This window comes from Aequorivita sp. IT1183 (assembly GCF_058068265.1).
In genome coordinates, this window is record NZ_JBYRHS010000001.1 from 200,366 (window position 1) to 213,754 (window position 13,389).

Consider the following 13,389-nt stretch of genomic DNA (forward strand, 5'->3'; position numbering starts at 1 on the left):
TCAAGGTTTTTAAATGAAAAAGAAAAACCCAAACCCACAGAAAGATTCTAAGGATTCTGGAGCCGTACGCGCCAAAAAACACTTAGGCCAACATTTTTTAAAAGATGAAACTATTGCCGAAAAAATTGGCGATACACTTTCGCTTGATGGCTATAAAAATGTGCTCGAAATTGGCCCCGGAATGGGCGTGCTTACCAAATATTTAATTCAAAAAGATATAGACGTAATTGCAATGGATCTCGACACCGAATCTATTGCCTTTTTGAAAGAAAATTACCCGAATAAAAACCTGAAAATAATTGAAGCAGATTTTCTAAGATACGATCTTACTCAGCTTTTTGGTGATGAACAATACGGCATAACTGGCAATTTTCCGTATAATATTTCAACACAAATAGTTTTTAAAATGTTGGAATGGAAAGAGCAAATTCCAGAATTTACAGGAATGTTTCAAAAGGAAGTAGCACAACGTATATGCGAAAAAGAAGGCAGCAAAGCCTACGGTATTCTGTCAGTTTTGGCACAAGCATTTTATGATGCCGAATATCTTTTCACTGTCCCGCCTTCGGTTTTTAATCCGCCACCAAAAGTAGATAGCGGTGTATTGAGACTTCGACGTAAAGAAAATTTTACGATTGCTTGTGATGAAAAGATGCTTTATAAAGTTGTAAAAACCGCTTTTCAGCAACGTAGAAAAACACTTCGCAATAGTTTAAAATCGTTTAATCTTTCAGATAAAATAAAAGAAGATACTATCTTTGGCCAACGTCCGGAACAACTTTCCGTATCGCAGTTTATAGCGCTTACCAAAAAACTAGAAAATGATGCAATTTCAACTGACAGATGAGTTTATCGAGCAGGTTGAACAGCTTATCGCCAATAATAATGGTGATGCGCTGGAAGCGCTATTGGTAGAGTTTCACTTTGCTGATATTGCAGAATTACTTCAGGAACTCAACACAGAAGAGGCTACTTACATCGTAAAATTACTGGACAGTGAGGTAACCAGCGAAGTGTTAATTGAGCTGGATGACGATTTCCGGGAGCGCATTTTAGACAAACTTACCCCTTCTGAAATTGCCGACGAGCTGGATGAAATGGACACCGATGATGCTGCAGATATTATTGCAGAGTTGGATGACGATGTTCAAAGACAAGTTATTGGCCACATTGAAGATGAAGAGCACGCGGCAGATATTGTAGACTTGTTGCGTTATGACGAAGACACTGCAGGTGGTTTAATGGCGAAGGAACTTGTGCGGGTTAAAGAAAGTTGGACCGTTGCAGGATGCGTTCGCGAAATGCGCCGACAAGCCGAAAATGTAACCCGAGTTCATTCTATATACGTTACCGACAAACACGGAAAATTAAAAGGCAGACTTTCATTAAAAGATTTACTTACCGCCCCTGGTCGTGCACATATAAGCGAGATTTACATACCAAAAGTAGATTATGTATACGTGCACACCGAAGCCGAAGATGTGGCGCGAATCATGCAGAAATACGATCTAGAAGCCATCCCCGTTGTTGACGAAGAGGGAATATTAGTGGGAAGAATTACCATTGATGATATTGTAGATTTCATTAAAGAAGAAGCAGAGAAAGATTACCAAATGGCGGCTGGTATTAGCCAAGATGTAGAGGCAGATGATGGTATTTTTAAACAAACACGGGCCCGCTTGCCGTGGCTTTTAATTGGAATGTTTGGAGGTCTAGGAGCAGCCAGTATTATTACGGGTTTTCAAGACATGATGAGCACTTTTCCAAAAATAATAATTTTTGTACCGCTCATTCAAGCAACGGCAGGGAATGTGGGAGTTCAAAGTAGTGCTATCGTAGTGCAGGGTCTCGCCAATAATTCATTAAAAGGCAATCTTTTTGCACGTTTGCTTAAAGAATCTACTTTGGCTTTGGTAAATGGAAGTGCAATCGCACTAGTAGTATTAGTAATTAGCCATTTTCTGTTTTTCACTACTTATTTGGAATCTATCAGCATTGGTATTGCAATTATATCTGTTATTATTTTAGCGGCTTTAATTGGAACTTTTATACCCATCCTTTTGGATAAAAGAGGTATTGACCCAGCAGTTGCAACTGGGCCATTTATTACTACCAGCAACGATATCTTCGGAATACTTACTTATTTTCTAATTGCAAAAATGATTTTAGGATTTTGAAATCAGACATCTTTAAAAACCGCTTTATTGTTCCGCCCTCAGCTATTGATGGGCTCAACCACGTAAACAATATTACGTATTTGCAGTGGTGTCTTGAAACTGCAGAAGAACATTGGATTTCCAGAACTTCAGATGATCAGCGTGCGCAAAATGTTTGGGTAGTTTTAAACCATTTTATTTCCTATAAACATCCTTCTTTTTTAGGCGAAGAATTGGAAACCCAAACGTGGATTGAAAAATATGAAGGTGTAAAAAGCGAAAGGCATTACAAAATCATACGTATTGCAGACGGTAAAACAATTGTAGAAGCGCAAACACTTTGGTGTTTCTTAGATGCAAAAACCTTTCGACCTACTAAGATTACTGAAAAAATCTCTAATCTTTTCCTGTAAATAAAGTGGGGAAACAATTCAACCTCAAAACCATTATTTTCAATACTTTTGTTCGGCTTGCTAGGTTTTCCTATCGGCAATAATTCTGTAAGATTTCGAACAACTTTTAAGTCTTAAAACTGATACAATTGAGCGTTTTCAAAAAACTTTTTAAACAAACTTTCATTTACGGTCTTGCCACAGTATTGCCTAGATTGCTCACAGTTATACTTGTGCCTCTTTATGTGAAAGTACTGCTACCAGAGGAATACGGAATATATTCTACCGTAATGGCTTTCCTTATTTTAGGAAATGTTTTGCTGAGTTATGGAATGGAAACTGCCTTTTTTAGGTTTATCACCAAACACACTTCGCAGCAAAAAATTGTGCAATCCACCACGCTCAGCTCGCTCACAATTTCCACCATAATTTTTTTAGGAATTACGCTGCTATTCAGAAATTTTATAGCAGAAGCTTCCGATTTTAAACCAGAGTACGTAACCTACGGCCTAATAATTCTCGCATTGGACGCTTTAGTGGTTTTACCATTTGCGTGGTTTCGCGTTAATGAAAAACCTACGCGCTATGCGGTAATTAAAATTTTTAATGTTGTTATAAATCTTGCTTTCAATGTTTTTTTCCTTTTAATATTACCCAAACTAGCGGAAACTAGTACGTATTGGAATGCATTGTGGTTCCCCGAAAACAAAGTGGCCTACGTTTTCATCGCAAATTTAATTGCCAGCGCAGTAACGCTTTTGGTACTGCTTCCACTCTATGTGAAAATAGGTTTCAGATTTAATAAAACCATTTGGAAACAGATGATGAAATATGCCATACCAGTTCTTTTTGCCGGTATTGCTTTTAGTATAAATGAAGCCTTTGACAGAATTCTTCTGAAATATTTACTCCCCGAAAATATTGCCGAAGTACAAGTTGGACTTTACTCTGCTTGTTACAAATTGGGTATGTTTATGACGCTTTTCGTGATGGCATTCCGTTTGGGGATTGAACCGTTTTTCTTTAATCATTCTGAGCATAGCAATGCAAAAAACACCTACGCTACTATTACCAAATATTTCACGCTTTTTGGCTGTTTAATCCTTTTGTTCGTGGTAGTGTATATTGATATTTTTAAACGAATTTTAATTCCAAATAGCCAATATTGGGAAGCGCTTAAAATTGTGCCACTCATCCTTTTGGCTAATCTGTTTTTAGGAATTTACCACAACCTTTCCGTTTGGTATAAAGTTACTGACCGAACAAAATACGGCGCTTACATTTCGGTATTTGCCGCTGTAGTAACCTTGGTTTTGAACTACATTTTAATTCCATATATTGGTTATATGGGTTCAGCAATTGCAACACTTGCGGCCTATGGCAGTATGATGGTGCTTTCGTATCTTTACGGACGTAAATATTACGACGTGCCCTACGAAGTGAAAAAAATAAGCGGCTATTTGCTGTTGGCCATAGGTTTTTCGGCAATTTCGTTTTATGTTTTCAACGGAAATATTTGGGTAGGAACTGCGTTGTTAGTAGTGTTTGCAGCAACTATGTTCTATTTTGAAAAGAATGAATTTTTGAAAATAATCAGAAAATAATCATTTCGGCTCCGCTCAATGACCAGGTTTGTTCCCTGAGCGGAGTCGAAAGGAACTATTAAAAAATAATATGAAAATTAAAATAATTAATAAATCCAATCATCCTTTACCGTCCTACGAAACTATTGCTTCGGCAGGAATGGACCTTCGCGCAAATGTTGATAGTCCTTCAACTTTAAAACCGTTGCAGCGAGCCATTGTAAAAACTGGACTTTTTATTGAATTGCCAATTGGTTACGAGGCGCAAGTTCGCCCACGAAGCGGTTTGGCAGCAAAAAAGGGAATCACCGTTTTAAATTCTCCCGGAACCATCGATGCAGATTATCGCGGTGAAATAGGTGTGATTCTGGTAAACCTTTCCAACGAAGATTTCACCATTGAGCATGGTGAACGTATTGCACAATTGGTAATTGCAAAACACGAACGTGCCGTTTGGGAAGAAGTTGAAGAATTGAGTGATACCTCACGCGGAGCTGGGGGTTTTGGTTCGACTGGAACAAAATAACAAATTCCTGCGAAGGCAGGAATCTCTGATCGGCATATAATGAAATTATGGTATGTTTATATAATGACAAACAAAACAAATTCCGTCTTATATGTTGGAATTTCAGATAATATAGAAGAACGCGTAAAAGAGCACAAACTCAAAAAATATCCTGATAGTTTTACAGCCAGATATAATTGCAACAAATTAGTTTATTTTGAAGAACATAAAACTGCGGAATCTGCTATTATAAGAGAGAAACAACTCAAAAAGTGGAAAAGAGATTGGAAAATCAATCTTATAAAAGATATGAATCCACAATGGAATGATTTGACAACAAATTGGAATTTAAAGAAAATAAGTTTAATAACTAATTCCTGTTTTCTCAGGAATGTAAATAGAGACCCCTGCCTTCGCAGGGGATAGATATGAAAATAATAGTCCCAATGGCAGGCCGTGGAAGCCGTCTTCGCCCACATACACTTACAGTTCCAAAACCTTTAATCCCCGTTGCTGGGAAACCAATCGTTCATCGTTTGGTTGAAGATATTGCTGGAGTTTTAAATGAAGAAATAGACGAAATTGCTTTTATTTTAGGCGATCCTGCTTTTTTTGGAGATGATGTAATTAAAGAGCTTAAAGAACTTGCTCAAAGTTTGGGCGCCAAACCTTCTATTTACCGTCAACTCGACCCTAAAGGTACTGGACACGCTATTATGTGCGCCAAAGATTCGCTTACCGGACCAGCGGTAATTGCGTACGCAGATACTTTAATTCGTGCCGATTTCGATTTAAACAAAGATGCAGATGCGGTAATTTGGACTAAGAAAGTAGCAAATCCAGAAGCTTACGGTGTGGTAAACCTCAACGAAAAGGACGAAATAATCGAGCTTGTTGAAAAGCCAAAAGAATATGTGAGCGACCAAGCCGTTATAGGTATCTATTATTTTAAGGATGTGGCGCAGCTTAAAAATGAATTGCAGTACGTTTTGGACAACAACATCATTAATGGAGGTGAATACCAAATTAACGACGGTATTAAAAGAATGATGGCAGCCGGAAAAATTTTCAAAACTGGAACGGTTGACGAATGGATGGACTGCGGAAATAAAGAAGTAACGGTAGAAACAAACCGAAAAATGTTGGGCTTCCTTTCTGAAGCAAACCGACCTTTGATTTCTGAAAATATCAGTAATGAAAATTCAAAAATAGTTGAACCTTGCTTTATAGGCAAAAATGTAAGTCTTAAAAATAGTACTGTTGGCCCATACGCCTCTATTGGCGAAGGCACGGTAATTGAAGATAGCACGGTAAAAAACAGCATTATTCAAACCAATGCAACAATCAAGAACGCAAATTTAGACAATGCAATGATTGGCAATTACGCTACTTTTGATGGCGAGTTCACCAATGTGAGCATTGGCGATTATTCTGAATTAAAATAAAATTCCTGCGAAGGCAGGAATCTCATGATTTGAAACTAAAAGTTATATATATCGCTCTATTTCTCTTCGGAATAATTCTTCCGCAGCAATTTGTTGCGCAGGAAATTAAAAGCGATTCCATTCAAAACCCAATGGATGAATTGGGCGATGTTACCGATGCTTTTCAAGAAAACTTTTTCGAAGCGTTGAAGCAAAAAGCAATAGAAAATTACGAACTGGCGCTTACAGCTTTGCACAAAGCCGAAAAAGCGGCTAAAAGTGAAGAAAACAAAGCTGTTGTTTATTTTGAGATGGGGAAAAATAACACCTACTTAAAACAGTACGCTGAAGCAGAGGCAAACTTCAACAAAGTTGTAAAAACACAAGGCGATAGATTAGATGTTTTGGAGCAACTTTACGAGTTGTATCATCAACAAAAAGAGTACGAAAAGTCCATTCCATTGGTGCAACGGCTAATTCCTTTTGACGAAGATTACAAAGAAGATTTAGCAAACCTTTTCGCTCTTACAAAGCAATATGACAAAGCTTTGGAGCAGTTAGACGAACTTGACCAAGTTTGGGGCGAAAGCGATATTAGGAATGCGCTGCGAGCCCAAATTTATCGCGCCACCGGCAATGCCGAAGGTGCTATAGAAAATTTAGAAGAAAAGATTGAAAGCAATCCTAAGAACGAAAAGGAATATTTAAACCTCATCTATCTTTATAGCGAACAAGGGAATAAAGAAAAAGCCTTCGACGCAGCAAAGAACCTTTTAAAAAGCAACCCGAAATCGCAACTCGTTCATCTGGCGCTCTATAAATTTTATTTAGATGGCGGAAATGCTGAAGAAGCAATAAAATCCATGAAAATTGTTTTTGCTTCAAATGAAGTTGACAAAGAAACTAAATATAAAGTATTGGGTGATTTTATTCAGTTTGTAAACGACAATCCAACTTTTGAAACTGAATTAACAGCAATTGTAGATAAATTTTCAGTTGAAAACGGACGTGTTTACGAAAAACTCGGAGATTATTATTCTGCGAAAAACAGAAAAGAAGACGCGCTAAATGCCTATGAAAAAGGCATTTCTCAAGATCCAGACAATTACAACCTTTTGCGAAATACGTTGCTCTTTCAAATTGACTTTAAAAAATATGAAGCTGCCGCAAAATTGAGTTCCGAAGGTCTCGAGATTTTTCCGGCGCAAGCGCTTTTATACTTGTTAAATGGTGTTGCAAATAATGGACTTGAAAAAAGTGACGCAGCTATCGAAAGTTTAGAAATTGGCTTAGATTTTATTTTAGGAGACCCAAAAATGGAACGGGACTTTTACGAACAACTTGCTTACGCGTATGCTAAAAAAGGTGATTCAAAAAAGGCCAAAATGTATACTGATAAAGCCGCAACAACCCAAATGCCGAAATAAAATTTATGAAACTGAAACCGTTTTACCTCTTGTTTTTATTGGTTCTGGCTTCCTGCGGTGGAGCCAAGAAAATTACAAATATTGAAAGCACTTCTGCTAAAGAAGTAATTTCTGCCCATAAAGCTGCAGCCCCAGATTTTAAAACTTTAGCAGGCCGTGTACAATTGGTTTATGAAACCGACGAAAAACTGCAAAGCATTACGGTAAGTCTTCGGATGGAAAAGGACAAAAATATTTGGATAAAAGCTTCTCTTTTGGGAATTACCATTGCTAAAGTTTTGATTACGCCTACAAGTGTGAGTTATTACGAAACCATCGGAAATACTTATTTTGAAGGCGATTTCGCTTTATTGGGCGAATGGATTGGGACTTCAATTAATTTTCAACAAGCCCAGAATTTACTTTTGGGACAATCAATTTTCACTTTAAATCCTTCGGAATATAAATCTGAAATTGTTCAGAAAAAATTCAAAATTCAACCTAAGCAGCAGCCTCAAAATTTTATACATTCGTTGTTTTTAAATCCAGAAAATTTCAAAATAGCTTCCGAATCACTATCGCAGCCAAACGCTGAACGACTTTTAAGTATTCGTTATGGCGATTATCAAAAAATTGAGGAACAATATTTTCCCACATCAATTTTAATAGACACTTCAGAAAAAGGTTCGAAAACGAAAATTGAAGTTAATTATAAAAAAATAGATTTAAATGCAAACGTGAGTTTTCCATTTGAAATTCCACAGGGTTACGAAGAAATACAACTTAATTAAATGAAGCATTTGCGCACCTATCTTTTTTTATTCGTCTGTTTAATTACGGTTTCAACGCTTTCTGCGCAAGTAGATAAACAAAAGGAACTCGAGGAAAAACGACAGGCCATTCTTGCTGAAATAAAGCAGATAAATTCTCTTCTTTTTAAAACCAAAAAGGAGGAAAAATCTGTGCTTTCTCAGGTTGAAGATCTTAATCAGCGTATTTCGGCTTCAGAAAATTTAATACGAGTTACCAATCAACAGGCCAATTTACTTACCCGAAATATTAATAGTAATATTGAAAAAATTAGCGCACTGCGCAAAGAATTGAAAATTATGAAGGCCGATTATGCGGCAATGATTCAAAAGTCGTACAAAAGCAAAAACCAGCAGAGCCGAATTATGTTTTTATTGTCTTCGCAGAATTTTTTGCAGGCATATAAACGTGTTCAATATATGAAGCAATATGCTAAATTCAGAAAAAAACAGGGCGAAGGCATTAAGGCGAAAACAGAAGAGCTTCAGCAATTAAATGGAGATTTAATTGCACAGAAAAAAACCAAACAAAAGCTAATAGCCGAAAACGAAGTAGCGAAATCGCAATTAACTAACGAACGAAAAGACCAGCAGGCATTAGTGGCAACGTTGAAAAAAGACGAAAGCAAATTTGCTTCACAAATTAGAACAAAACAAAAACAGGCAGACGCGATAGACCGACAAATAGATGACCTTATTAGAGCGGCAATTGAAGAAGCAAACAGAATTGCACGGGAAAAAGCACTTGCCGCAGAAAAAGCAAAGGGGAATACAACACCGACAACAACGACCACAAAGAATGTAATTACCAAACCAGCAAAATCTGATGAGTTCGCATTAACAGCGGAAGACAAAGCGCTTGCGGCTAGTTTTACAAACAACAAAGGCAAACTGCCTTGGCCAGTTGAAAAAGGGATGGTTGTAAAAAGTTTTGGAACCCATCAACACCCACAATTTCCGAATGTTACAACAAACAGTAGCGGTGTGGAAATAGCAACGGCAGATAACGAGCAAGTACGTTCTATTTTTGAAGGACAGGTTATGTCTATTCAAATAATAAAAGGAGCTAACAAAGTAGTCTTTATTCAGCACGGTGATTATATTACGGTTTATAGTAATCTGGCTACAGTGTCCGTTAAAAAGGGCGACAAGGTTTCCACCAAACAGACAATAGGTACTGTGGCGAAGAGTTCTACAGAAGGAAGAACCGTTTTGAAGTTCTATATTTATCAAAATAAAACAAAAATAAATCCCGCAGATTGGATTTATAGAATGTAAAAAGGGAGCCAAAATGGCTCCCTTTTTTTTATATAGAAATTAGTAATTCTTACTGAACTATTAATTTTTTGGTTGCAATCTTCTCACCTGCTTTTATTGTAATAAAGTAGATTCCACTAGCATAGGTTGAAACGTTTAAGACGCCTACCGTTTTACCAGCCATTTCGTTTTCAGAAATAGTCTGTAACCTTTGACCCAAGCTATTGAACAATGTAATTGAAACATTGTCTTGCACTTGGTTATTCAAATTAATAAACACTTCACTTGACGATGGGTTTGGATAAATTGACACATTCGTGAAATCTTGTTCAGTAACACTCAAAACACCACTTACATTTACGTTGTCTATAAAAGTACCGTTTCCATAACCGTTGATGTTCACAAAACGAAATTGAACATTTTCACCTAAATAAGGAGCTAAATCTATGGTTTCGTTACGCCAATCACCTGCCGAACCTGGCGTCCAGTTTCCTGTAACATATCCAGAAACTGTAGATAAATCAAGTCCTTCTTTATAATAAATTTGAGTAAAACTAGCGCCACAATCAATCGACACATCTACTCTAAGAGCATCAGACAAACCACTAGAATATTGGGCTTTTGCCAAATCAAAATCCAATGCTGCCGAACTTGCCATAGTTAAATCGATAAATAGCGTTTCCAAAGCATCTTCTTCTCCAGCCGCATTGTAGTTAAAATTGTCCATAAATGCCGTAACCGTTGGCGAACCACCGCTTCCAGGAATATTTGTGCGCTCTTGCCATGTATCGTTGTTGTCTGGGTTAAGTAAATTCCAGCCAGAAGGAGGCACACCGTTTACATCAAATGGTTCAGAATAATCTAACTGTTCAGCTTCCGTAGCCGCGTAAAACGCAAGGGCATCGGTGTCGTTATTTGAGTTTTCATCCCCGCTCAAGTTTACAGTAACTGTAAGTGTGTAATTGCCCGAGTTCGTAATATTTAAAGGCGTGGCAAAATTGAATACAGTTTGCTGGCCAGAAGCTACAGTTCCTGTAAAAGTTTCAGTAACTACAGGATTACTGTCTAACTGATAAGTAACATCAAAGTTACCTTGTGAAGCCACACCCGTATTCAAAATTAAAATTGAAACAACCGTAGGACCAGGATTACAAACTAAGTTGAAATCGCTGGGTTGATTGTTACTTTCTACTCCCACATCGTTTCCTAGAGAACAATTTAATAATCCACCTGCGTAGTAGGTGGCAATTGTTCTTCGGCTTTCCCAACCAGCTGTAGCATTTTTGGCAACGGCCGCAAACCACATAGCATTGGTAGGATCTGTAATTGGAACTGTAATACTGTTAGTTGTAGAAGTACCTACAACTTCCATGTATTTTGTGCCTAACATATAAAAATCGTAAGATTCTGCACCTGCAACTACATTCCAAGCAAAGGTTGCTTCATCTGGACAAACTTGATTTGCTTGCACATTTGTTACTAAGGGTGCAATAGAGAAATTCTCATCACTAACGTCTTGCGAACCACCATTACTAACTCTAATTAATGCATTTCCGGTAACCGAGTTAGGTACACTCCATCCATAATTAGTTGTAGTATTAGGAACAGTTGCAATAGCATTCCAGCTACCACCATTATTTGTAGAATATTCAAGTACAAAATCTGAAGTAGTATTTACTGGAACAGCATCCCAATGAATAGATTCTGTTTCACCTGGAACGAAGCTTTCGCCTGCGTTCGGATAAGTAACAGTTACATTATCTGAAATGATTTCGTAAACCACAAAATATTCCTGCGGACCAACGGGAACGTTGAAACCTGCAATATTTACAGTATAATTACCCGAAGCTGGATTATTAATAAGTACTTGCTCCACGTTATTTAAATGGTCTGGGCCATTAGTTGCAGGCAAATCTAATGTAACCACATTGGGAGTTGGATCCAAAATATAAGGTTCCAAAACGTTGTTTGAAGGGTCTGTAACTAATAAATCTAAATCGTTTACCAATGCCGGACTAGCACCTGGTGCAGCTGGAGTATCACTCCAATACACCATAAACCTTACTTGCTTGGTACCAGCAGGTACAGAAATACTGTGGCTCTTTGAAACACCTTGCGAAACTTGATCAGACAAGAAGCGATTTTCTTCAACAAGCTTTGCGGCGCGAAGTCCGTTTACAATTCCCCAACCAAATTTGAAATCTGGTCCAACATTTCCAGCATCATTCGCAGTATTAAGTAAAGTTGCCTTTATTAATGCAGATGGAGGTAATACATTCCCGTTTGCTTCAGAATATGCTTGATAAAGTTGTGCTGTAATACCAGCTATTCCTGGTGCCGCTCCTGAAGTTCCACCAAAACTTTGATACGTATTGTTTTCAGAAGTAGAAATTTGGTTTTGACCATTTGCTGCAATATCTGGCTTAATTCTTCCATCATGCGCTGGACCACGACTACTGGAGTTAACTAGCGAGCCATCAAAAAATACGTTTGCAGTTGCAATTACGTTTTTTCCCTGTTTATGTCCGCCAGTTATGTTTCCCCATTGGTTTCCTGCTCCGTATCCACAATTATTATTGTTAGAGTTACCCGCAGAAAATACATGCTGTAAGTTTGGCAATGTTTTTACCTGTGTGTCTACCGTTTGAGTAATTGTAGTATAACCTGCGTTGCAACCATTACTATAAGAAGAATTGGTAATAACCGCATCCCCGCTATTAATAAGCGAAACTGTTTGAGAATCTAAAAAGCTAGGCTGGTAATTCACTACATATAACAACGATCCTGCCGCCATTCCTCTATTGGAAGGGTTAAGGTTTCCAGCGCCAGACATAATGCCTGAAACACCATCGCCGTGAGTTTGGCCAGTGCCACTTGCGTTTGAATTATCTATTCTACCCTGAAAATCGATATGTGGACCAACAATACCATCATCGCGGCAAATAACACCTATATCTAAGCCTGTATAGTTTCTTCCAGCAGATGTTTGAGTATCAAGATTGCTTGAACGGTGTAAACTTCTTCCACGGGTATCATCTGGAATCGATGGGGCTACAATTAGCTCAACCCATTTAACGAACGCTAGGTTTGTTAAATCTTCCAAGCAATTATCCGGAATGGAAAGGTCTATATTATTAGAACCTTTATATTGTTGTTTAACCGCTATTTGGCGTTCGGCTAATTGCTGAATAACAAATTCGGCGGTAACGTGTTTATGAAATTGAAGTGTAACCAAAATGTTATTGCCATCCATCGCCCAGTTATCGAATGGCGGATTTTTTAAATCCGTAGAAAGTTTTACGATAGATTGTACAGGAGTTATAGAGCGCACACCGCTATTTCTAAGAAAACTCACAGAAGTGTTCTTAGGAAAATAGAATAGGTAAGTTTTATGTGGAATGTATTCTAATAATTCTAGATTGTTGTTTTTAAAAGAATCTTGGATTTGCTGTGTCGGCGTTTCATAAAATTGAACCCACCCCACATATCCATTTGCCATTCTTGCAGATTCCGGCATTTGGCTCCATTGAAAATTGGCAATATTTTCAGGCATTTCGATTGTTTCGCCTTGAAAATTAATGTTAGAAGAATTTTGACCGAAAGACATTGAAAATACCAATGTTAAGGCTAAAAAAAAGGAACTCCGAAAAGAAAGAATTGTAGTTTTTCCCATAGTTGAAATAGATTTTATATTAGATTCGAAAAAATCCTTTTTTGAGAGATTCGTGAGAATTTTTCAAGAAAGGATTTCAAATATATTTAATACCTCTATTAAAGCAGTCAAGAATATGCAAAAATATTCCGCTTTTAACATAAATATGTTCGTTAAAAACCAACTGTATCAACTAATTGAGAAA

At 37.5% G+C, this 13,389-nt stretch carries 11 protein-coding genes; 10 read left to right on the forward strand and 1 reads right to left on the reverse strand.

Annotated elements, in window-relative coordinates; genetic code table 11:
- Window positions 1-13 precede the first annotated feature (13 nt).
- From rsmA to AC3RVF_RS00850, 10 genes are all read left to right on the forward strand, one after another.
- Window positions 14-847 (forward strand): 16S rRNA (adenine(1518)-N(6)/adenine(1519)-N(6))-dimethyltransferase RsmA, encoded by an 834-nt coding sequence (rsmA, locus tag AC3RVF_RS00805; protein WP_489690545.1) that lies wholly within the window; start codon window positions 14-16, stop codon window positions 845-847.
- Complete coding sequence (mgtE, locus tag AC3RVF_RS00810; RefSeq protein ID WP_489690544.1) at window positions 822-2,177, forward strand: magnesium transporter; 1,356 nt, start codon at window positions 822-824, stop codon at window positions 2,175-2,177. The genes rsmA and mgtE overlap by 26 nt, the downstream gene beginning before the upstream one ends.
- Entirely contained in the window at window positions 2,174-2,569 is a 396-nt protein-coding gene (locus AC3RVF_RS00815; RefSeq protein WP_489692534.1) for an acyl-CoA thioesterase, read from the forward strand. Before mgtE ends, AC3RVF_RS00815 begins: the two co-directional genes overlap by 4 nt.
- 128 nt (window positions 2,570-2,697) lie before the next feature.
- A complete protein-coding gene (locus AC3RVF_RS00820) occupies window positions 2,698-4,152 on the forward strand; it encodes a lipopolysaccharide biosynthesis protein (RefSeq protein ID WP_489692535.1) in 1,455 nt (484 codons plus the stop codon).
- A 70-nt stretch (window positions 4,153-4,222) separates the two neighbouring features.
- Window positions 4,223-4,657, forward strand: coding sequence for a dUTP diphosphatase (gene dut / locus AC3RVF_RS00825; protein WP_489690541.1), 435 nt, complete (start codon window positions 4,223-4,225; stop codon window positions 4,655-4,657).
- Between the two features lie 39 nt (window positions 4,658-4,696).
- Window positions 4,697-5,062: a GIY-YIG nuclease family protein gene (locus tag AC3RVF_RS00830; protein WP_489690540.1), complete on the forward strand. Its 366-nt coding sequence runs from the start codon at window positions 4,697-4,699 to the stop codon at window positions 5,060-5,062.
- Window positions 5,063-5,064: 2 nt separating this feature from the next.
- Window positions 5,065-6,081, forward strand: a complete 1,017-nt coding sequence (locus tag AC3RVF_RS00835) for a sugar phosphate nucleotidyltransferase (protein WP_489692536.1) — start codon at window positions 5,065-5,067, stop codon at window positions 6,079-6,081.
- Between the two features lie 29 nt (window positions 6,082-6,110).
- Entirely contained in the window at window positions 6,111-7,487 is a 1,377-nt protein-coding gene (locus AC3RVF_RS00840; RefSeq protein WP_489692537.1) for a tetratricopeptide repeat protein, read from the forward strand.
- Between the two features lie 5 nt (window positions 7,488-7,492).
- A complete protein-coding gene (lolB1, locus tag AC3RVF_RS00845; protein ID WP_489690537.1) occupies window positions 7,493-8,257 on the forward strand; it encodes a lipoprotein insertase outer membrane protein LolB1 in 765 nt (254 codons plus the stop codon).
- Window positions 8,258-9,553, forward strand: a complete 1,296-nt coding sequence (locus AC3RVF_RS00850) for a murein hydrolase activator EnvC family protein (RefSeq protein ID WP_489690536.1) — start codon at window positions 8,258-8,260, stop codon at window positions 9,551-9,553. It abuts the gene before it with no gap.
- A gap of 49 nt (window positions 9,554-9,602) precedes the next feature.
- On the opposite strand, the gene AC3RVF_RS00855 is transcribed toward AC3RVF_RS00850, so the two are convergent.
- Window positions 9,603-13,205 carry a S8 family serine peptidase gene (locus AC3RVF_RS00855; protein WP_489692538.1) on the reverse strand — a complete coding sequence of 1,201 codons (3,603 nt, stop codon included), beginning with the start codon at window positions 13,203-13,205 and terminating at the stop codon, window positions 9,603-9,605.
- Between the last annotated feature and the right edge of the window lie 184 nt (window positions 13,206-13,389).